Genomic DNA, 22,129 nt, shown 5'->3' with positions numbered 1-22,129 from the left:
GTTGGTGAGGTGCCCTTAAGTGCTTCTCAGCATTGGTTCTTAGATAATATCAAAGTGCAACCCAGTTGGGGTTACGTTGGATCAATATTAGATTTTGAAAATCAAATTGATGATAAATTATTGCAGCAAGCGTTTTATCAAGTCTTAGCGCATCACGATGCTTTACGGGCTTGTTTTACACATACAGAGAATGGATGGCAACAGACATATTTACCTGTGGAGCAAGTGCAGGTTGCCTTTAAATCGTTTGATTTGGCTGCGCTGTCAACGGTAGAGCAAATCAGTGCAATTGAAAAAAGTGTTGTCGAATCAACACAGGGGAGTTCACCGCGTGAGGCGGATAATGCTGCAAAGCAGCCTTTATTATCACAGGCACTAATTCATATTGATGTATATAACTTAGGCGAAAATGGGAGTGTTATCGGTTGGGGAATTCACCACCTATTAACCGACGGTTATTCTACAGATGTCGTGATGGAGGACCTTTTTAATTGTTACCAAGCGCTGGTTCAGGGGCAAACATATAGGCTGCCCGAAAAAACCATGTCAGTTCCCGCTTGGCTGGATCTGTTATCGCAATATGTTAACGGACCAGAAATGAATAGCGAAATTGAATATTGGCGAACCTTGCCTTGGCAGGGTGTTGCGGCCATTCCAAGTGATATTGCGACGGATAAACAAAAGAATACACTCGACACGGAAACAACCGTAACAGCCGTATTACCGCATAAATACACGCAGTATTTGTTAGAAAATGCTGTAGCCCGGTTGGGGACTACATTTGTGAATGTGCTTATTGCAGCAGTTACACAAAGTGTTTCAGAATTTGCTAAAGGTGATTGGTTGTCAATGAAGGTAATTGATTCAGGGCGAAATTTGGCATTGCAGGATAACGTGGATTTGTCGCGCACTGTCGGCTGGTTGTCGATAGATCGTCTGTTGATGTTACAGGCTCAACCGCACGAGTTGGATATGGTGAGTACTTTCTCAGCTATCGACAAACAAATTGCCAGTCTCCCTAATCAGGGAAGTGGTTATAGCTTGCTAAAATGTTATCATCAAAATTCACAAGTACAGCAGGTAATGGGAGATATTCCAAAGCCTAATATTACCTTAAATTATGCAGGCAAAGCAGAGGAACAAGCGCAAAATATTTCTCCTTTAAGGCAGCAATTGGACAGTATTGGTGCAGGTAGTACTTGGGCGCACCCAGATAATGAGCGTGATGTTCAGTTTTTCTGTATTGCTAATATTGTACAGGAGGAGCTTGTGATTGAATGGAAATACGGTCAACAAATGTATTCTCAATCACTGATGTCTGAAGTGGTTAACACAGTTGTAAACAAACTAGTGTTGTTAGTTGACGCGTTACAAAAAACAAGGCCTGTAGAGACCGATTAAAGTCATTTAAACGACTATTATATTAACAGCCTAGTCTTGCTCACTAGGCTGTTAGGCTTTAGTTTTTGTTTTCTACCACAACACCGCTTTGCATCACAAAACGGATATCATCCAATGCTTTGATGTTGTCTAATGGATTGTTTTTCGTTGCAATAATATCTGCATAAAACCCCGATTTAATTTGGCCTAATTGCTTAGGTAATTGTAATGCTGTGGCGGCATTCACTGTCATCATTTGAAGAATATACAAAGGTGACAACCCAGCAGATTGGTAAACGTAAACAGAGTTTTTGGCCACTCGGCCTCTATCATTATCTGCAAAATCAAAGTACATATCAGAGCCAAAAGCCACTTTCACTTGATGCTTTTTTATCAACTCGAAACGTTGCATATGCTCTTTTTGCCAAATTTTAAAACCTTCAATAGCTGCTGGGTTATGACCGCTTAAAACACTGACAACCTCTAGGGTTGCTTCAGTGGTGACCAAAGTTGTGCCATGTTGAGCCATTAACTTTAGTGATGCTTCACTGATTTCGTAACCATGTTCTATGGTATCAACACCGGCTCTAACCGCTTTTTGAATCGCTAAATCAGAAACTGCATGGGCTGCCACCGTTAAAGGTTGACGCATCGCTTTTGCTTCGTCGACAAATACGCGGATATCTTCTTCACTATACTGATAGTTGTGATCACCGACCACTAACTTGATAACTTGTGCGCCATAAAACACATTTTGACGGATGGATTCAATAATTTGTGCTGGTGTATTAGCGGTAATGAATTCGTATTCCCACGGTTGGCCTGCTTCTGGAGAAATATTATGAGATTGACCACCTGTGACCGTAATAATTTTGCCGGCATTAATAATGCGCGGACCTTGTACTAGGTTTGCGTTAATCGCTTGTACTAGGGCGGTATCAGCATAGTTGGCATTGTTGCCTAAATCTCTAAGCGTCGTAAATCCAGCTTTTTGCATATCTTGCGCATTTTTCAGCCCCTTTAAAGCTCGATAGGCTGTACTTTGTTGTAAGTAAGTTGCATCAGGCGGAGCGTGGTATAGGTTGGGAGGGGTGCTGTACGTAATATGGGTATGCATATCAATTAAACCGGGCATTAGCCAAAAGTCTGATAAGTCGATCACCTTGTGGGTTTGGTCTTCTGGTAGCGAGTCTACAATTTCGCTGACACGGTCACCTTCGACCAATATTATCTTACTTTTAAAAACTTGGCCGGTTTGCGGATCAATCAAATGGCCTGCTTTTATCGCAATAGGCTCTGCAGTCGTTTTAAATATAAAAGCAAAAAATAATAAAAGGGTGATACGTAGTTTGATTTTGTCTAAGTCATGCATATGGTTAGTAGCCTGTGTTAAAATTGTTATAAATGGCATTCTTTTGTTGTTTTGTGAAAGCGATTTCATTACTCTATTTGATGTTACCAGTTGAGTTATGCCACGACCAGCAAAAAACTGATTGTAGGGGGCAGGTTGTGTTCTTAAAGCCTTTACAGCGTGGTAAAGCAATGGATATTAATTACAACAAAAGGTCTAAAGATGAAACGCGCTATTGTAAGGCTTTGTGCCTCATTTTTATTAACATCATTATGTCATTACAGCTTCGCACAACAACTATTCAGTACAACAAGTCCACAGCAGTTGTTGTCTAACCCACAGGCTTTGGCTTATACCTACAATGGCCATCGCACCCAGAATCGTAATCAGTTGCCTGAAATCGAAGAAATAAAAGAAGACATGCAAATTCTCTCAGCAATGGGGGTTAAATTGCTGAGCACCCAAACCATGGGAGGCGGGCACTCAGAACGGGTTGTTGAAGCAATTAGTCAATTGAAAAAGCAGAATCCGGGTTTTGAAATGTATGTCATGTTGGGTACATGGATACAATGTCAAAATGCTTGGAGCCAAAATAATGTTAATCATGAATTGGGTGACGAAGATAATAACCGCGCTGAGATTCAAAAGGCTGTCGATTTGGCAAATCAATATCCGGATATCGTGCAGATGATATCAGTAGGCCTAGAGGCGATGGTTAAATGGCAAGCAGCATATTATGTGCAACCTAAAGTGATTTTAAAGTGGGTTAAATATTTACAAAAACTGAAAAACGAAAATAGTTTACCGGACCACATTTGGGTGACCAGCTCGGATTTGTATGAATCTTGGGAGGCGGTCCCGACGTTTACCATACAGGTGACTTGCTTAAACTAGCCGCAGCAGTTGATTTTATTTCGGTACATACGACGGCTTTTAGCCACTCATACTATGAAGGTGATTTTTGGTTGGTGCCTGAAGCGCAAGAAAAGTTTGCAGTTCAGCGACAGGTAGACGCTGCTATGCAACGCGCGCTAGATTATACGCTAGCGCAGTACCATAACACGGTGCAATATATTAAAAAGGCGGGTATAGATAAACCAGTTCATATAGGGCGTGTTGACTGGGCTAGCCAATCGGATGAACTTTTTGGTCAAGCGGGATCTAAAGCAGCAGACGAATACAAAGCCGGTGTTTTCCATCAAGCAATTGAGCGCTGGAGCCTTAACAATCAAATAACCGCTTTTTATTATCAGCCTTTCGATACACATTGGCACCATCCAAATCCAGCTAATGAAGAAAATAATTTTGGTCTCATTAACACGCAAGGCCAGGTTAAATTTGCGCTTTGGGCTTTGTATGAACAAGGTGTTTTTGAAGGTTTAACACGTGCAGGCAAGTCATTAACTAAAACCCACCAAGGGCAAAAAAAGTTTATTTTAAACGAGCTACAGGCACCGGATTTTGTGAGCCAAACACCACTAGCTCAAAGTAAACAGTATAATCAAAAAATACAAACCGGTGATGCAGTAAAAAAACAATTTTATGTACTGACGCACCAAACCATGACGCAAAATACTGAATCGGTTAGTTATCCTAGCCGTATCCTGAAGTTTCAGCCATGGCACAATACCAGTGAAATTGGCATTCTGCCAAATGGGGTGATTAAAGTGAAAACTGGCTCGCGTAACTGGTGGGGTGGCACCGTAAAACTGGATAGTTCGAAAGGTGAAAATTTATCTGATTTTAAATCAGGCTCTCTTCATTTTGAAATTAAAGGGGATACCTCATCCACCTTTAACATAGGCTTTAGAAGTGGGGATCCTCTGGATGGTACATTGGTCAATAATTTTATACAGATGGGGCCGAAAGGAAAGTACCCGCTAACGCAAAGCTGGATAAAAATGTCAATTCCACTGTCTCAAATGGACAAAGGCGCAAACTTTAAGAACGTCACCGAACCGCTTTATTTTTTAGGCGTTTCCGATTTTGATGGCAAGCATATTTATATTAAAAATTTATATTATGCGAAATAGAAACTAGGTCGTTTTATCTTGCCGTACCTTTTTAACGCCCTGGTGCTAATAGCTGTAATGGCACGCTGAGAAAATACATTTTATATACCCAAACTACTTGAATATGCGAGATTTCAGCAAGAGATAAAAAGCATTTAGACAAGGCATTGATTGAAGATAATGGTAATCCCTTTTCAAAATCAATAACGCAGTATAAATGCTTTTTAGCCTTGCCCTTTGGGAGCTTCACAGCGTTTCTATTACCGCGTTATGTTAATTTGAAAGGTGCCTACATTACTTCATTAACATGCCTTGTACTAAAAACGCTGTGATAGCTCTGAAACATGCATCTTCAAGTCGCTTGGGTATATATTAAAAAAATAAAACCTTGCTTTGTGCCGCTAGTTACTGTTAAGCTGCGTTTCTGGCTTGAGAGAAAGCCCTGTTTATTTGTATGTTCCTCGGTGTATTAGTAATAATTCTTCGCGTTATCCTCATTAAATACTTGTTTTCTTCCTGCTTTTTCGTCTGATTTTTCAGGCACATTATTTTTTTATTTTTTAGGATATCTATTATGTCTAATACAACAACTGGTACAGTAAAGTGGTTTAATGAGTCAAAAGGCTTTGGTTTTATCGAGCAAAAATCAGGTCCTGATGTTTTTGCCCATTTCAGTGCTATTATGAGCGACGGTTTTAAAACTTTGGCTGAAGGCCAAAGTGTTGAGTTTAAAGTTTCTCAGGGTGCAAAAGGCCCACAAGCAGAAAACATTGTTTGTATCTAAAACGATGTTATTGTTAGCTTAACCCGTTTATCTGAGCCGCCTCATTGCGGCTCTTTTTTTACTATACTGACTCACAAGTAAAGTCAGTCCCGCCAAGTGCTTTATCCTCATTTTCTTATATTGATATTAATTATATTCCTAGTTCGAAGATACACAGACAAAGCGATGGGCGGCTATAAGAGCGTTTTATGAATTATAACCCAACCGCACAACCATCCAACTTAACTACCTATGAAAACCCAATCCCTGGTCGAGAATTTATTCTAAGTTTATTCGGTAAGATGAAACAATATCTAAACCGTGAACAGATAGCACAAGCGCTAGACTTAGCACCAGAGCAAAAGGAAGCACTTAGACGGCGTTTACGCGCGATGGAAAGAGATGGACAACTCAGCTTTACCCGCAATTACGGCTACCAGTTAATCGCAGCAGATGCTTTAGTCACTGGCGTCATCAAGATCCATCCTGATGGTTTTGGATTTGTCAGCCACAGCGCGAGCGAAAAAGATTTATTTTTACCTAAGAATCAGTTAACCCATGTTTTTGATGGTGACCTTGTACAAGTTTTGCAAGGCACGAATGATGAGCATAAACGTGCGGTCCATAAACTGATTAAAGTCCTTGAGCGCAATACAGTTGAAGTGGTAGGTAAGCTCAAAAAACAGGGCGAAAACTACTTTTTGCAATCAGACAACGTCAAACTTTGGCAATCAATACAAGTTGATAAACAGCAATTAATGTCCGCCAAACCGGGTGAATATGTTAATACCCGTATTATTCAATACCCTAATTTCCGGCAGACGACTTTAGTTAAAATAACCGAGGTGTTAGGTGCGCCACAATCTATTGGGATGGAAACTAAATTAGCGCTGCGCAAATACGGGTTGACCGAAAAATGGGATACCCAATTATTGCAACATGCTAAGACTTTCGGTCACGCAGTGGCGAGCAAAGATATGGTTTCTAGAACGGATTTTCGTAGTTTGCCATTTGTGACAATAGATGGTGCCGATGCAAAAGATTTTGATGATGCAGTGTATTGTCAGCAAGTCGCCTCGGGTGGCTGGCGACTTTGGGTGGCGATTGCCGATGTATCACATTATGTAAAACCGGGGGATTGTTTAGACGTCGAAGCGCAAAGCCGCGCGACTTCTATTTATTGCCCGGGACAAGTGATTCCAATGCTGCCTGAGTCTCTATCCAATGGTTTGTGCTCACTCAATCCACATCAAGATCGATTGGTTTTAGTCTGTGAGATGACGATTGACGATAAAGGGAATGTGTTGCGATCTGAGTTTATCGAAGGGCTGATTCGTTCACACGCTAGGTTGACATATCCGCAAGCAAACGCGATTTTAGTGAATCCTCAATCCAAAACGAGCAAAAAAGTGATTGAGTCAATGCCCGTCATTGCAACGCACCTTAAAAACCTACATGCACTTTACCTGCAGCTTTCGGCGGTTCGTCAGCAGCGCGGTGCGATTGAATTTGAAACAAAAGAAACGACACTAAAGCTGAATAAAAATCGCAAGATAGTGAAAATCGATACGATACAGCGTAACGATGCGCACCGGATGATTGAAGCGTTTATGTTATGCGCCAATGTTGCCGCCGGGAAATTTTTAGCTCAGCATAAAATCCCAAGCTTGTTTCGTGTTCATGCTGGCCCGCAACAAAAGAAATTAACCGCGTTGCGCGCTTATTTAGCACAAAAAGGGTTGGCCTTAGGTGGCGCTGAAAAACCATCGAGTCACCATTATAATGAGCTGCTTAATAAGATTAAGCATCGTGATGACGCCAGTGTCATACGCACTTTATTATTGCGCTCTCAAAGCCAAGCTGAGTACTCAGCAGATAATCAAGGGCATTTTGGATTAGCCTATGAAACTTATGCACATTTTACATCACCCATTAGGCGTTACCCTGATTTACTAACGCATCGTGCGATTCGAGCAAAAATTCGAAGTGGTAAAGATAGCCGAATTTCCCGTATATTTAATGTACTCACCGGAGGTAAATCAGCTACAAAAGACCTTGAAAGAAATGGTTATCCATATAGCGCATCTGTCATAGCGCAACTCAGTAAACATTGCTCTAATCAATCTCGACAAGCAGAGGACGTGAGCCGTGAAGTTGCGGCTGCATTAAAGTGTCAATACATGCAACAGTTCATCGGCAATCAATTTAATGCAACCATTAGTGGCGTAACTAACTTCGGTCTTTTTGTCACTTTGGATGATAGTCACATTGAAGGCTTGATTCCGCTTTCCAGTTTGAATCAACATAAATGCCATTATGATGCAGAGAAATTACAATTAACCTGTGGCCGACTCAATTTCGCAATGGGAGATAAGGTTGTCGTTGTATTGCGACAGGTTGATACACAGCAGAAGAAAATCGATTTTTCATTGCTATCTCACACATAACACCTCTCACTTAATGCCTCTCGCATTTGCTTAACACCAACTTATCGCCGCTATTTTTATTGGATTCGACCAAACGGTTTTTTCGTGCGGTAGGTTGGACAGCTAAATATATATAAATCTCGCCAAAACATTACAATAACAATTCACTTACATTTTTGTGTAAGCGCTAACAATTAGGCCAATTGCCTGCATTTTATAAATAGAAAAATTACAGGATGTCCAATGAAAAAACTAATTCGCTATAGCATGCTACCACTAGCGGTTGCCTCTGCCGGTTGTATCGACCTAGATTTGAATGATGAACAAGATAACGATACGCAAGATAATATCGCGCCCGTTGTCAGTTTGCATGGTGAATCAACCGTCTATTTGGCTGTTGGTGATGACTTTCAAGATCCCGGCGCGTCAGCATATGATGATGTCGATGGCGATATATCGATTGAAATAAGCGGTATGGTTGATACTGATACTGACGGTACCTATACCATTACTTATTTGGCTGTCGACAGTGCCGGTAATCAAACTTCTGTCACGCGCACGGTCGTTGTCGAATCTGTTATTGTAGATCAAACACCCCCTACCATTGAGTTAAATGGTGATGCCAGCGTCACCCTTGAAGTGGGCGACATCTACACAGACCAAGGTGCAATCGCTTTTGATGATACCGACAGCGATATCAATGTTGTTGTCACAGGCGAAGTCGATACCACAACAGCTGGCACATATATACTGACCTATACAGCTAAAGACTTAGCCGGTAATGAAACGTCTGTCGTGCGTACTATTTATGTTGAAGCGCCAGATGAAATGCCAGCGAGTGACGATGCGTTTCTCTTCCACTCTGAAAATGACGCTTCGTTTTCTTTTGAATTCTGGGGGGATACATGGGGCACTGGCACTGTATACACTGATCAACCAACCGATGATACTTATGCTCGAGCGCTAGAAATTTCAAAAAGTGATAGTTGGGGCAGTGTTATTGCTTGGGGTAATACTGCAGAAAACAGCATAGATATTTCTCTGCACACACATGCAAAATTTAAAGTGAAAACGGATTCGTTTGATGCTGTACAGGTCTTTGTGCAAAGTGCGACACAAGCTGAATCAAAAGTAACTTATAACCTAACGAGTGGTGAGCCGCTGGATAACGGTTGGATTGAGATGGCAGTGCCGCTACCAGATTTTAGCGATATGACTTGGTTTGCGCTAGATTTTATGGGAGATGCTGGCACCACTATCCTAATGTCAGATTTATATTTTACGATCATGGAAGTTGTTGATGAAAATGAATTAGATGTTGCCGCGCCTGCCCCTCCAATGTTGGCAGAAGATGAAGCGATTGTTTTATACAGTGATAGTTTAGTTTTGGATAGTTACATAGGTGTATGGCGAGCGGATTGGTGGAATGCACCAATGTATCAAGAAATTGATATTAACGGTGATTACCTTGCAAAATATACTATTACCGATGGCGGTATCGAAGGGGAATTGCAGGCCTAGAATTTGGCTTTGAAAATGGTCCGTTAGACGCTTCTGCCAAAACAAACTGGAATTTTGATTTGTATGTTGAGCCGGGAATTTCTAAAGTTGAATTACAATTAATATCCAGCAATGGTGTTGCAAAACAGATTTTAGATAATCCAACGGCAGAGCAGTGGACGAGTTTCTCAATTCCATATTCAGATTTAATCGATGCAGACGGGGAAGGTGACGGCGTGTTAACACCCTCTACTTTAACCTCAATTGGTATTCAACTTTGGGGTACTTCAGGCAAATCAGTTTATATCGATAACATATATTTCTCTGGTGAAGCAATTACCTATGATTTAACCACAACGGTTGAAGACGAGCAGGGTAATCCAATTGTCAATGCAACGGTTAGCGCTGGGCCTCAATCAGCCTCAACAGATGCTACAGGCTCTGCTGTCTTAACATTGGCGGAAGGTGATTACAGTATTCTGGTCGAAGCCGATGGTTATGGCACTGCCAAACAAGCGCATTCGTTATTGGGCGCGGACAGCAGTATGTCATTTACTTTAAAAGCGAGCAATCCAGGACCTGCGACAGCAGCGCCAGATCCGGCACAGACAGATGATCAGGCTTTAGTTTTGTATAGCGATGCCTTGTCTGTTGATCGCGCAATTACCTATTGGTCTGATAACTGGTGGAATGCACCTATTTTTTCAGAAATTGACTTAAGCGGTGATAAAGTCGCTAAATTACAGATAATACCAGAAGGTACTGAAGGCGGCGTAACTGGGATTCAGTATGGTGTGCTTGATGGTGTCGTGTTAGATGCATCCGCTCAAACCGGCTTCCGTTTTGATATGTATGCAACGACAGGTGTGTCGCAATCGGTCATTCAATTGGTCTCTGCAAGTGGCCCAGGTATCTATACCATGGGTACTGTTACAACAGACCAATGGGTGACGGTCGAGATACCATTTGATCAACTGACAGATCCAACTGGAAACTTTGATCCGGCAACATTAAGCCAGTTAGGTGTGCAGTTGTGGGGCTCTACCAGCGATGCGGTTTATCTGGATAATATTTACTTCTACTAATTTTTAAACCGTTCAGTTTCAACTGAGCAAAAACAAACAAAAGGGGCAGTCATACTGCCCCTTTTGCATTTAATCTTTTAAAGCTTGAAAAAATTCATGCTCTAAACTTTCAAAATTGCGAATTACATTTAGATATTTTCCTGTCGGAGCATCGAGGTTATCGCCCAATACTGCAATGCTTTTCATGCCAGCTGCTTGTGCTGCTTGTAAACCAGACACACTGTCTTCAAAAACCAAACATTGTTCAGGCGATACGTCGAAAGTTTGTGCTGCTTTAAGGTAGCATTCAGGACTGGGTTTAGATTCTGTTACATGTTCATCGCAGATGTAAAAGTAAATCTCATTCGCAAAATTTGCATGTTTTAATACATGTTCTACCGCTGCTTTATGTGCCGCGGTGACGATAGCCATCCGGTGAGTATTTGATAGCTTTTTTATAAATTTATCAATGCCTTGCATATAAATTGGTTTCTGTGATAAGAATAGACTATCAAAGGCATCTAACAGGATATTTTCTAAGCTAGTACAATGAATCTCTGGATAAAACTGGTGTAGATTTTGCGCAATTAGTGACCACGTTTTACCATGGCAAAATTTTAAATCTAAACCTGTTATATCTATATTCAGAGAGTGCATGACCTGTTTGATTGCCAATTCGGCCAAGTGATCACTTTTAATCAGGGTGCCATCCATATCAAACAAGATCACTTCAATATTTTTCAGTTTGTTATTTATATTCTTAATTTCGTACTGCTCAAGTGTCCTTGATTTGTTTTGCTGGCTGTTATAAGCAGAGGAGCTGGGTTTGACCTCGTCACCTGGGAGTCGTGTATTTGATTCTCTGGCGGCAGAAACAACAGAAATTAACTCAGGTGAGCGTTTTTGCATAAGTTTTTCTAAAATATCAACGACGTGGATATTGTCGTTCAGTTTATCCAGTTCGAATTTGTATCGCATAAATGCTAAAGTCGTTTGAAAGTCCTCAACATTGACGCCTCTCAACACTTCTCGTCGGTATTTATTGTTTCCGTTTTCTAAGATGTCACAGGCCCTTACAATAGCCAAAAAAAGCCGCAATTCGGTAAGCGAAAAATCGTGCATATTGTTTCTCAGTGCCAACATATGCGGATCTGTATCAAACAACCATGGTTGTTCGTTGCAGCGAATTATCGCTTCTATTTCTGCTCCGAAAGTTATGTTTCTTTGTTTGAGTAATTGCGTAGAGAGTAGAGGGTGATACCACCAAGAATGCAACATTTTGGCTTCTATATCCGTTAATGGTTCGCCTTTTAATAGAGCAAACTCTTCTTGGTAGAGTAAAAAGGGATCGGCTAACTCTTCTGCGGTTAGCTCTGAGCGCAACCCTTGCTTTATTCTATCGTTCGCGTGTTGGTAACAAAGTTTGGGATTGTAACTTGGTTTTACTCCGTGCTGATTACTATGACAGGCTTTGAACTCCCATTGCAGTAAACGGCAATGTATCTCTGGGTAGTCGGTTTTCATGAAACCACCGATATCATGGGCCCAACAGATACGTTGCAGTGTGCTGATATGTTTGGTAGTCAGGTTAAGCTCTTTGGCTATTATTGTGGCTATTTGCGCGTGGCGAATAGAATGATCTCGTATGGATGGAGCGGCCCCATCTAAAATATCATTGTAGCTCAGTTGCATTATGTCAACTGTGTTCGCTATTGGACTTTCACACATTACCATATCCAGCATAGGGTAAAATTTTTGAGCTGCAGATTGTTCTGAAATTAAGTTGAGGTTTAAGTTTTTGCAATGTTCAATTATGTCGAAATTTAATTGATCAGCATAGACAAAAATAAATTGTACACCGCGTGCTTTTGCAGCTGTTATCTCTGTTTTAACGCTGCAGGGCCTGTCTGTTCGGTGCAGTGCACAGCCTGTAAGAATATCAACATCTTGCAATTTAGCTGCAGCTGTTATGCTTGTGCAATAGTCTGGATTAAAAGACTCTAGCAAAACAGTGTTTTGCATTTTATGTTTTTTTATCAATGCAATTAATTGCGTACTTAGCGTTTGTCGATAATCTGCGATACAGTCACACCAGTCTTTGATATCCAAGTTAATCAGGAGCTTGTTTTTGCACCATATAAAAACCTCGCTCAGCATTAATGGTTCGCTGTTAATTTGTTCACTAATCTGTTGATAAGTCAGTTCATAGACAAGCTGTGTAGAACCTACTTTACCCCAGAATACAATGAGTTTATTGTCGCGAGTGAGTTGTACATCGACTTCAATGCCATCCACTTTTTGGTTTAGGGCTGATTGCAATTGGTTAAGGGTTTCTACTCGGTGTAGTATTCTTTTGGTGGTTTTGTCAATCACAGTTTATCGACTCTATTGAGGTATTTGAAGTTAGATCCAGGTAACGTTTGTAACAAGGCGGTTGCCATTGTCGGTCGCAAGTTTTGTCAAGGGATTTTTTAAAGCGTTGTGCCATTATTTGTTTTTGCATTGCGCTTAGCTTGTCTGGTAGCTCAAAAAACATAATGGCATCTCCTCCAGGTATTTCGATGCTGCCGCAGGTGTTGACGAGTCCAGGTTCAGGCGTGCCGACTGGTTCTAAAAAGTGATAGACGTATGTCATATAGCCGTTTAAGCGAGGGCTCATCAGCCATACAAAGCTGCCGTCTTGTTGGTAGATAAACTTGCAATTGTGAATGATGTTTTTCTGTTGCAGGTCTTTTACTTCCCAATAGACTTGTTTACATAGTTCATCTAGATCTTTGCCTTTAAAGAATCGGCTTCTTACCCAGTTTTTTGATAGTTCACCATGCACGATTTGATTGATTTGTTGTGCATTTGTAATGGTGACTCGTTGTTCTTCTAAATTACGCCAAACGGGCGACTTTTTTTTACAAAAAGGCACATGATAGTGATTGACCGTTGCAGCACCGGCACTATTAAATAGCCCTTCATAATCAGGCCCTAGTGCTTTGGCATATAAGAGTGCTTTTTTTATTTTACTTTGTGTTAAGACTTGAGCCTGTTCACCTTGTTCAACCATGCACATATGGTCTTCAGCATATTCATTGACGTTCATTAAAAATATGTCTTTTTGTGTGTTGTTGGCTAAGTTGGCGTAACAGAGTATTTCTTCATGTATTGTACTGTCTGCTTTTTGCGCTGAACAAAATGGGCAAGGTCTGTTCTGGGGCGAGGTATGTTGTGCCATGACAGTCACGGCGGATGCTGGGGGATTTGTTCGACAGGAATTGGGTTGTCATAACCTGAGCGACCAGATACAAAACTGAATTTATACCAAACTTGGTCTGCTTCATAGAATACATCTACTTCTTCATTAGGGTTGTAATGGTAGTTGAAAATCGGCTTGCCATTGCGTCTTGTGCTTTGTCGTTTGTTTGCAAATGCTTGTTGCAAAGGCTGTTTCATTATGCCAGGTTCAAACGGCGACGCGAGGTTTATTGTTTGTATAGTGGCTGCTGTCTTAATTATTTCCGCTTGCATTTGTCATCTCACTGTAGGCCGGATAACATCTTTCTTATCCAATATTGGTTTTATATTTAGCCAAACAATTTTTTTGTTTGGCTATTTATTTTTTGAGTTTAAGTGCTGATGCGTTTCGTTTCTTGTGATATTTTGTTTTGAAACGCGTTATCCAGTTTTGCTATCTGATCAGTGTAAAAAACTTGAGTGATAGATTTATCGGAATAGGGTAGCGCAATGCCTAGTAACGGTAGGGTTTTCGTTGGTTTGAGAGGATTGAGTTCGACAGGCACTTGACTGGGGTCTAGGTTGCCTTGTTCATCTGTACACGCACCAATTAGTAGAGCTAGCTGTCCCTCTTGAGAGGTAAATTCGGCAACACAGTTGTGGGTATATTGGTTATTTTGCAATAACTTTGCATTGCGCAGGTAATCCAGATAACGCTGGTTACCTGCAACGTCACCGAAAGCGACAACAACTTCGACATCTGATTCTGGAAATTTGTGCAATAAACGCTGAAAATTAACGTATTCAGTGCGCTGGTTCTCTGCAACATTGCGCGGGTGAGGTAGGTGAATTGACCAAATTTTATCAGAAAACTCAATCTCTACATTCGCACGCGTTACTCTTAAGGCCCAGTCTAAGTCTTCTACGCCCCAGCCGATGAATTCTTCGTCAAAAAATAGGTTGTTTTCTAGCATCGCTGTTTTGGGCAAAGACATGATGGCGGTCCAACCCAGTGCCCAGTCTATGTATACATCGATTGTCCAGCGAATATCGGCTTCCAAGTCAAGTTGGCAGGCTGACTTCGCTAGGAAATTTTCAACATAGTGCGCAAAAGATGGATAAGAATATTCCTCTATATCTTTGCGTTCGTCGTAGTCTCGCATTTGCCCTACAACAAGTTTATTATTTTTCGATGCTAGATGAGCTAGATGGTGCTGCTCTAGGCAGTCATGTGGCACCACCATATCAGCATCTAGTAAAACAATATAATCTCCACTGGCGACTTTTAATGCCATATTTCTTGCTTTAGAGACATTCCAGCTAATATCAGCCATGACTAATATAATATTTAAATCGGCAAATTCAGTTTTTATCAAGTGATATAATTCATCGCTGTGCTCTAAACAAGCAATCACAATTTCAAAGTCTTGATTAGCCATGGTTTGTTGGCTCAAACCTTTTAGCATGTAATGAATTGATTTAATTCTTCGAGCATAGGGGGTAACAACACTAATTTTAGGCATTTTTAATCTCTGTTTTGAATGGTTTAAATTTAATTAAAAAAATTACTGGTGATTTCTACTGCTTGGCTCGATGTGCGCTCTGCATGTTTGACAGTGCGCTCGAGTGTTGTTTTGATGCTTTCATACTGCGCGAGTGCACGATCAAGTTGTCGAATGGTTTCTTGTACTTCTGCATGTGTAATAATTAAAGGAGGTCGTATTTTTACTGTGTTGCCAAAGCCATAACGGCTGCCTCGGACTATCAATTGGTTTTCTTGTGCGATCTTGATAAACGAGGCAACATCTGTATTGCTGGGTAAATCGAAAGCAAGCATTAACCCTTTACCTCTGACGTTGTTAACCGACTGATACTTTTCAGCTAATTGAACGAGGCCTTTTTTCAAATAAATAGATTGCTGTTGGACGTTTTTAAGGATCTGATTTTTTTTGATGTATTTGATAACCTCTTCCATAGCGACTAGAGACAGAGGATTTGCACCTGAAGTTGAAGAGTGCTCCCATGCCTCTAACACATTTAGGTTTGCACGTGTTAATACGCCTGCTACAGGAATGCCAATTCCGCCTGCACCTTTGGCAAAAGTAATAATGTCTGGTTTTAAAGCCTTGGCAAAACCGGTGCTAGCGAAAAAACTTCCTGTTCTACCAAATCCTGTTTGCACTTCGTCGGCAATAATTAAGATGCCATATCGGTCGCATATTTCTCTAATAATCCTAAAGTATTCCTCCGTTGGTACAATGTTGCCACCATTGCCTAGTATCGGTTCAATAATCAAGGCTGCGATCTGACCATTTGATGCATATTCTATAAATTGTTCTAAAGTTCTGGCGCATAGCGTTCCGCAACTTGTTGGTTGTTGCTTATAAAAGCAATTGTTGCAATCGGGGGCTGGTATTTTTAGTGAGTTACACACAGGAACCGGAAAGTTCTGCAGGCGAAATGCATTGCCAGAAATACTTGTTGTGGTAATGCTTTGTCCATGATGCGAGAGAAATAAAGAAACAACACCGCTTTTACCGGTTGCTTTATGTGCTATTCGTAACGCGCATTCATTTGCTGATGAACCGGTAATATCCCTAAACCAATAGCTGGTTATATGCTCAGGCAAAAACTCTTTTAATGCATTGAAAACTTGTGCAGATTGCTTTTTAGTATAGCTTGAAGACAAGTGAGAGTTTCTATCTAATTGCTTATGTAGCGCATCCGTTATTTCTTTTGTCGAGTATCCTAATGAAAGGTTAAATGTGCCCGACGCGCAGTCAATATGCTTTTTCCCATTGATGTAGAGATAAATTCCGTCCCCTGAATATTCCTCAAATAAATCTTTGTCACTATCTGAATCGGTTGACGGTTTTAGTGTGTTCATCCTAAATCTACCTTTTTTTGATCTTATTATGTGCGAACTTATTTAAAGGCGGCACCCGAAGTTGTTAAATATGAATAATATTTTTTACAAATGATGGGGATGTCGCAATTTCTGGAAGCGCTTTCTTTTTAACGGGTATTTCTACTTTTTTGAGTGGGTTTTAGCAACCGATTTACTCCAAAATGCGATGTAATGGTTGTTATATACGATGGAATGGTATGTTAATTATGGGTAACTATGTATTAACATTGTGTTTTGAAGTTGAGGCCACTCACCCAATTGAATATAGCGATTTTTAACATGAAAATAAGAAATTGTTTTGTATCTTGTTTATTGACATTTTGTCTAACACTGACTTTTGTGCAACCTTTTGCAGCTCAAGCTGATGAGTTTATAGATTTATTAGTTAGAGCCGAAATCGTTAAAGCTCAGGTTTTTGACGCACAAGAAGATATTACACTGGTTGATGTTCGAAGCCATTATGAATACCAGCAAAATCATATCAAAGGTGCGATCTCTAAGAGTTACGAAGATATCATTAAACTTGAGACCTTGCCTTATGATAAAGATCAAGCGTTGATACTGTATTGTGGTTGCCCTCATCATTTGTCGGGTTTGTCAGCTCGTCATTTACAAAAACTAGGTCATCAAAATGTAAAAATTCTAGATGAAGGGTATTTTTATTGGAAAGACGCAATGGGTTACCCAATTTCCAGTCAGAAAACATCAAGCACTGATTTGCCGTTGACTTCTTTCGATATCTTGGGTGTTTTACACAACTCAAAGCAACTCCCGATTGCTCAAACAAATATTTTCCTAATACATAAAAAAACACGGCAAATAGAAGCGACGCGTACAGATGAAATTGGCCAATTTGTAATGCAAATGCATTTTTACGGGGTAGATGCAGATGATGCTTTTGAGATTGTCGTAGATGGCAAGGTTGTAAAAAATGCACATTTCTCAGAGTTAACTGAAAGACTCTACGTCATTAGTGAAGGTGGTTTTTCAGATGATTCTATAGCGAGATTGGAAAGTAGCGAAGCATATTAACTGAACATTTGTCTGCTGCGTGATATTTAAACGTCTATTTTAAAGGTTGATTTTATGACAACAGCGCCACTAATTTCGATTGTGATCCCTTTGTACAATAAAGAGTCTGTGATCGCCCGAACTATTTCTTCTATCGAGTCACAAACGTACAGACATTACGAAATTATTGTGGTTGATGACGGTAGTACAGACAATAGTGTTTCTATTGTCAAAGATATAATGAAAGTAAATAACAAGATCGTACTTTTGTCACAAAGTAATGCCGGACCAGGCAGGGCACGAAACTTAGGTTTAGCGTCAGCAAAGGGAGAGTTGATATCATTTTTGGATGCGGATGATGAATACATGCCAAGCTTTTTACAAACGGCGGTCGAGTGTTTTAGTGCTAATTCAAATATCAATATCTTTGCGTCAGCGCACTATTGTACTGTGCAAGGGGAAGCTAAGAGCTTTGCTGATTATTTTTTGGCTTATGATATCCCTATTGGTCAATTTGATATTTCAAACTGTGCGAATGCCTATTGTTTGTTGGGTCTAGTATGGTTTCACCATTCGAGCTCTGTTGTATGTCAGACAGAAATTGTGAAAAAGTATGGGGGCTACTACGACAATAAGCGTTCTTTGCATGGTGAAGATTCATATTTATGGTTGCAAATCATTTTAAATGAAACAGGTTACAATCATATCGACCCCTTAGTTTGGTATCACACCGAAGACTCTGGATTAATAGGTGGTGGTAACTTGGTCAAAGAAATGCCAGCTTACCTTGCCGATCCAGCTAAATTAATAGCAGCGTGCCCGCAAGCATCACGTGCACTACTGGATGATTTGATGGCAATATTTTCTCTTATTTTTATCTACGACACCATTGATACAAACAAAGCTCAACTGCAAAAACTTATCAATGCATACCCGAGTATGCAAAAAACCGATGACTATAATAATGGCATTTGTCAATATGCAGACTATATCAATGAATTTGAAGGAAATATTCGGCAGTCAAAACTACTTAAATTATTAAATGGCCCTAAAGAAAAAGGACCTTGGCACTAATAATGCTGTAGAGAAAGCGCTTACACTTTATGTGTGGTTACTGGAGGTTTTTATCTCGGTCCACATATACAACAAACGTAAAAATTGAGAATAATATGAAAATTACTTCTGGGCTAACATTAGGGTTATTGGCCATTTCACTGGTTGGTTGTGGGCTGGATATACAGCAAGCAGACGAGGCAGATAACAATAATGGAGATCAAGTGCAAGATCGGGATAAAGACGGCATCAATGATAGTGTAGATCTTTGCCCATCCACAGCCGAGAACGTCATAGTCGATGCTGCTGGTTGTCAAGTGGTTTTGGATTCAGATACTGATGGTGTCATTGATGATTACGACACTTGTCCAAATACCGAAGCGGGAGCGACGGTTGATGATAACGGCTGTAAAGTGCAGGTGGCAGAAAAGGTCTCCATTCAGATAGAAGCTGAAGATTATCAAGCATATTATGATACAACTGCGGGCAATACCGGTGGTGCGTATAAAAATGACGATGTCGATATTGAAACTACCAGCGACGAAAGTGGCGGTTTTAATGTAGGTTGGATCAGTGCGACAGAATGGTTGGAGTATCAGCTTGAGATACCCGCGGGCAGTTATTTATTAACAACCCGAGTTGCTTCGCAAATTAATGGCGGAGACTACGAATTTTTAGTCAATGGTGAGTCGGTTGCCTCAGCACAGGTTGACTCTACCGGTGGCTGGCAGTCGTTTGAGACGCAACAGGTTGGCGCGTTTAATGTGGCAGCTGGTACGCACACGATTCGATTACAAGTGAATACCGGCGACTTCAATTTAAACTGGATTAAACTAGAAAGTGTCATCGACACTGATGGCGATGGCATTCAGGATGAAATTGATCAATGTGGTAATACCCCGGCTGGTAGCTTGATAAATAATATGGGTTGCCCGGATTTGGATAACGATGGGATATTCGATAACTTTGATGCATGTTTAGAGACCCCGAAGGGGATTATGTCGATGCGCAAGGTTGTACAACAACCAAGCCTCTAGCTGAAATTTCGTTTAACAATAATATTCTAGTGGGTGGCGCTGACTCTGCCAAACCCGGCTTCACTGTCTATGTTTTTGACAATGATTTAGCGGTAGAGGGAAGTGCGTGTAACGACGCTTGTGCAGACAATTGGCCACCTGTTTTAGTCACGGATGGGAATGCTTCTGGGGTACAAAACTTATCAACCATTGCGCGAGATGATGGTACGTTGCAAGCCGCTTACAATGGTCGCCCGCTTTATTTTTATATCCTAGATACAGAAGCTGGGCAAAAAAATGGAGAGTTAGAAACATGGCATACAATTGAAATTGGTTTAGTTGGCGATTTTGTTGCACTTTATAATGAAACAACAGAGCTTGAGCCGCTTGCTAAATTTGTTCGCGATGACGGTGTATTGGTGACCCGCATTGCTGATAGAGGACGCGATCGTCATGCTAAAGATATCGGTTACTATGATCCAAATAATATCTATAACTCAGACCATTACGACCATTTCTTAGCGCATTATTGGCAGTACCGTACTGCACGCATTCAGCTAGAAGACTATACCCAGCTTGGCCAAAGTTTAATCAGAGCAACTTATATTACGGAGGCCGAATTAGGTGCACGCGAGTTTCGTGTTTGGTACAACGGGTTAACTACAACCGGTCAATTTAATTTTAATCCGCAAAAAGAAGAAGAAAAAGTTAATCCGAACGAAACAGGCGTTAAATATCTCGGGCGTGGCACATGGAATGAGAATTTCGAAAAAATAAGTGATGAAGGCCACCAGTTTATGTACTCACTGGATATTGTCGATGAGTGGGGCGCACCAAGCGGTATCGTGCCTTTAACAACGGGTCGACGTATGGAATTTGAAGTCAGTCAGTTTTTACTTTCACCTCCAGCCGGTACGCGATTGAATTATTACGGCACGACATTTTTATATATTACCGGTCAGCTTGGTGTTCATGCTTTTGAGTGGGACAGAAATGAGTATGACGATAGTTATCCTATCCCAGCTCAAGGTTTATCCGGCGGCGAAACTACACTAGGTTATAACTACAGCGAAGAACCGGCGGGCCGTTTTATGGGAATGGCAACTAATATGAGTGCTGAAAATGCGCAACCTTGGGTTGAAGGACGGCGAGTACACCATACCAGTTTTGTCGATGGCAGCCATGATGAGCGACACGATAATCCTATTTGGCAAGAACAAATAGGCAAATCTGACAAGTTTTATATCAATGAATCCTGCGCTAATTGTCACATCCGAAATGGCCGTGCTTTGGTCGCTGAACCGGGTGAGACTCTGGAAAAATGGGTGTTTAAGGTGGGCGACGAAAATGGTGCACCACACCCTTCAATCGGGCGTGTTTTACAACCGAAAATGGTGGGTGATGGTGAAGAAGAAGGTGAGGTAAGGCTGGGGCAGTGGACTGAATTAGACAGTGGTTTAAGAGCACCTAATTATGTTTTTAGTCGCGGTCAACCGACTCAATTTTCAGCCCGCATAGCACCTCAATTGGTTGGTTTAGGATTATTAGAAGCGATACCCGAAAGCACAATATTAGAATATCAGGATATTGATGATGCAGATCAAAACGGCATTTCCGGTAGAGCTTCTGTCACGCTAGACCCAGTTACGGGAGACACGCGTCTGGGACGTTTTGGTTACAAAGCCTCGACAGCGAGTGTCAAACATCAGGTGGCTGCCGCCTTGAATACTGACATGGGCGTAATGACATCAGTTCTGCCGAATCCAGATTGTGGTGCGGAGCAACTGGATTGCGGCCCAGCAGGAGCTGAGTTAGATGATATTGAACTGGATAAACTGGTTAAATATATCAGTTTGCTCGGTGTACCGGCCAGGCGAGACTATAATAATCAAGTCGGTGAAGATCTATTCAGTCAAATTGGTTGTGCAGATTGTCATAGGCCGACTTATGTCACGTCTGAATTTCATCCACTTGCTGAACTTAGAGGGCAAACCATCCATCCTTATACTGACATGTTGTTACACGACATGGGGGCAGGTTTAGCCGACAATTTAGCCGATGGTAATGCGACCGGTGCAGAATGGCGCACCGCACCTTTATGGGGACTAGGTCATGCAGTAGACGTTATGGTGCGTGACGCGAAAGCCAACGATTCGGTTTCGATTGCACAAAGTGGCGACGATATTAATCGAGTAGGCTTTTTACATGACGGTCGCGCGCGCACAATCGAAGAAGCAATATTGTGGCATGGCGGAGAGGCTCAAGCTTCAGCCGATGCTTACCAAGCACTTACTGAACCTGAAAAAGCAGATATTTTGTCTTTTTTAAATTCTTTATAAAGGATTCAAATGGATGATTAAGCTCATTGTTAAACCTTAATCATCCACTTGTTTCTCGTACTAATGTAAACACATCAGATTTTG

At 41.1% G+C, this 22,129-nt stretch carries 17 protein-coding genes; 11 read left to right on the top strand and 6 right to left on the bottom strand.

What is annotated here, in order from left to right:
* The first annotated feature begins 9 nt into the window (after positions 1–9).
* Positions 10–1,401: a condensation domain-containing protein gene (locus tag FNT16_RS21105; protein WP_425456699.1), complete on the top strand. Its 1,392-nt coding sequence runs from the start codon at positions 10–12 to the stop codon at positions 1,399–1,401.
* A 58-nt stretch (positions 1,402–1,459) separates the two neighbouring features.
* Here FNT16_RS21105 and FNT16_RS04310 read toward each other — a convergent pair whose 3' ends face one another.
* Positions 1,460–2,752 (bottom strand): amidohydrolase family protein, encoded by a 1,293-nt coding sequence (locus tag FNT16_RS04310; protein ID WP_185976686.1) that lies wholly within the window; start codon positions 2,750–2,752, stop codon positions 1,460–1,462.
* A gap of 201 nt (positions 2,753–2,953) precedes the next feature.
* Between FNT16_RS04310 and FNT16_RS04305 the strand changes: the two genes are divergently transcribed.
* The 6 genes from FNT16_RS04305 (at position 2,954) to FNT16_RS04280 (ending at position 10,517) form a co-directional block, all read left to right on the top strand.
* Positions 2,954–3,625, top strand: a complete 672-nt coding sequence (locus FNT16_RS04305) for a hypothetical protein (protein ID WP_143870389.1) — start codon at positions 2,954–2,956, stop codon at positions 3,623–3,625.
* Positions 3,577–4,764, top strand: a complete 1,188-nt coding sequence (locus tag FNT16_RS04300; RefSeq protein ID WP_185976685.1) for a glycoside hydrolase family 17 protein — start codon at positions 3,577–3,579, stop codon at positions 4,762–4,764. The genes FNT16_RS04305 and FNT16_RS04300 overlap by 49 nt, the downstream gene beginning before the upstream one ends.
* A 553-nt stretch (positions 4,765–5,317) precedes the next feature.
* Positions 5,318–5,527 carry a cold-shock protein gene (locus tag FNT16_RS04295; protein ID WP_143870387.1) on the top strand — a complete coding sequence of 70 codons (210 nt, stop codon included), beginning with the start codon at positions 5,318–5,320 and terminating at the stop codon, positions 5,525–5,527.
* 188 nt (positions 5,528–5,715) lie between these two features.
* The gene (gene rnr, locus FNT16_RS04290; protein WP_143870386.1) at positions 5,716–7,953 is read left to right on the top strand and encodes a ribonuclease R; all 2,238 of its coding nucleotides are present in this window, start codon (positions 5,716–5,718) and stop codon (positions 7,951–7,953) included.
* A 222-nt stretch (positions 7,954–8,175) separates the two neighbouring features.
* On the top strand, positions 8,176–9,453 hold the full coding sequence (locus tag FNT16_RS04285) for a DUF5011 domain-containing protein (protein WP_143870385.1): 1,278 nt from the start codon (positions 8,176–8,178) through the stop codon (positions 9,451–9,453).
* A 59-nt stretch (positions 9,454–9,512) separates the two neighbouring features.
* Positions 9,513–10,517 (top strand): carboxypeptidase-like regulatory domain-containing protein, encoded by a 1,005-nt coding sequence (locus FNT16_RS04280; RefSeq protein WP_185976684.1) that lies wholly within the window; start codon positions 9,513–9,515, stop codon positions 10,515–10,517.
* 69 nt (positions 10,518–10,586) lie between these two features.
* On the opposite strand, the gene FNT16_RS04275 is transcribed toward FNT16_RS04280, so the two are convergent.
* The 5 genes from FNT16_RS04275 to FNT16_RS04255 all read right to left on the bottom strand — a co-directional run bounded on the left by FNT16_RS04275 (position 10,587) and on the right by FNT16_RS04255 (position 16,605).
* Positions 10,587–12,869 carry an HAD-IA family hydrolase gene (locus tag FNT16_RS04275; protein WP_143870383.1) on the bottom strand — a complete coding sequence of 761 codons (2,283 nt, stop codon included), beginning with the start codon at positions 12,867–12,869 and terminating at the stop codon, positions 10,587–10,589.
* A complete protein-coding gene (locus tag FNT16_RS04270) occupies positions 12,862–13,719 on the bottom strand; it encodes a hypothetical protein (protein WP_143870382.1) in 858 nt (285 codons plus the stop codon). The genes FNT16_RS04275 and FNT16_RS04270 overlap by 8 nt, the downstream gene beginning before the upstream one ends.
* Before the next feature lie 5 nt (positions 13,720–13,724).
* Positions 13,725–14,012 (bottom strand): hypothetical protein, encoded by a 288-nt coding sequence (locus FNT16_RS04265; protein ID WP_143870381.1) that lies wholly within the window; start codon positions 14,010–14,012, stop codon positions 13,725–13,727.
* A 98-nt stretch (positions 14,013–14,110) separates the two neighbouring features.
* Entirely contained in the window at positions 14,111–15,241 is a 1,131-nt protein-coding gene (locus FNT16_RS04260) for a glycosyltransferase family 2 protein (RefSeq protein WP_143870380.1), read from the bottom strand.
* A gap of 29 nt (positions 15,242–15,270) precedes the next feature.
* Positions 15,271–16,605 (bottom strand): class-III pyridoxal-phosphate-dependent aminotransferase, encoded by a 1,335-nt coding sequence (locus tag FNT16_RS04255; RefSeq protein ID WP_143870379.1) that lies wholly within the window; start codon positions 16,603–16,605, stop codon positions 15,271–15,273.
* A 300-nt stretch (positions 16,606–16,905) separates the two neighbouring features.
* Here FNT16_RS04255 and FNT16_RS04250 point away from each other — a divergent pair, with 300 nt between their 5' ends.
* The 4 genes from FNT16_RS04250 to FNT16_RS04235 all read left to right on the top strand — a co-directional run bounded on the left by FNT16_RS04250 (position 16,906) and on the right by FNT16_RS04235 (position 22,045).
* The gene (locus FNT16_RS04250) at positions 16,906–17,658 is read left to right on the top strand and encodes a rhodanese-like domain-containing protein (RefSeq protein WP_143870378.1); all 753 of its coding nucleotides are present in this window, start codon (positions 16,906–16,908) and stop codon (positions 17,656–17,658) included.
* Positions 17,659–17,712: 54 nt separating this feature from the next.
* Entirely contained in the window at positions 17,713–18,711 is a 999-nt protein-coding gene (locus FNT16_RS04245; RefSeq protein ID WP_143870377.1) for a glycosyltransferase family 2 protein, read from the top strand.
* A gap of 95 nt (positions 18,712–18,806) precedes the next feature.
* On the top strand, positions 18,807–19,727 hold the full coding sequence (locus tag FNT16_RS04240; RefSeq protein WP_185976683.1) for a carbohydrate-binding domain-containing protein: 921 nt from the start codon (positions 18,807–18,809) through the stop codon (positions 19,725–19,727).
* On the top strand, positions 19,664–22,045 hold the full coding sequence (locus FNT16_RS04235) for a di-heme oxidoredictase family protein (protein WP_143870375.1): 2,382 nt from the start codon (positions 19,664–19,666) through the stop codon (positions 22,043–22,045). Before FNT16_RS04240 ends, FNT16_RS04235 begins: the two co-directional genes overlap by 64 nt.
* The last annotated feature ends 84 nt before the right edge of the window (positions 22,046–22,129 follow it).

Origin of the sequence: Catenovulum sediminis (assembly GCF_007289895.1) — a bacterium.
GTDB classification, from domain to species: Bacteria; Pseudomonadota; Gammaproteobacteria; order Enterobacterales; family Alteromonadaceae; genus Catenovulum; species Catenovulum sediminis.
Note: the sequence above shows the minus strand (reverse complement) of the source record. Positions and strands in the feature narration are given on the sequence as shown.